Origin of the sequence: Streptomyces hilarionis, assembly GCF_024539675.1 — a bacterium.
GTDB lineage: Bacteria > Actinomycetota > Actinomycetes > Streptomycetales > Streptomycetaceae > Streptomyces > Streptomyces hilarionis.
Genome location: NZ_JAHHIT010000756.1, coordinates 1 through 265, shown reverse-complemented (window position 1 = coordinate 265; position 265 = coordinate 1). Strand labels below are relative to the sequence as shown.

The 265-nt window shown below is 62.6% G+C and carries 1 protein-coding gene; it reads left to right on the top strand.

Going from position 1 to position 265, the window contains the following annotated elements; genetic code table 11:
* The coding region (locus tag KMS84_RS44640) for a hypothetical protein (protein ID WP_256921609.1) at nt 1-212 on the top strand (212 nt) is incomplete at its 5' end.
* Nucleotides 213-265 lie beyond the last annotated feature (53 nt).

Sequence of the window (265 nt, the reverse complement as noted above, 5' to 3'; positions counted from 1 at the left end):
CCACGATCATGGTTCAGGGTGATCTGCCTGCGTTGGACCTTGGCCGGATCAATGTCCGCTTGCCGAGCCCAGCTACGGACGCGTTCATCCTGGCCTTGGCTGCCCACCAGGTAGATATCGAACGCGGTGTCACTGCTTTGCAGACGCTGGGCTTCAGCGGTGCATGCAGGGCAGTGGTCCTCGACAAACAGGGCTGGGCGCGGGGCGACTGATGAGCTGGTAGGGGACGAAGATGCCATGCCCTGGATCGGCAGCTGCCCAGGAA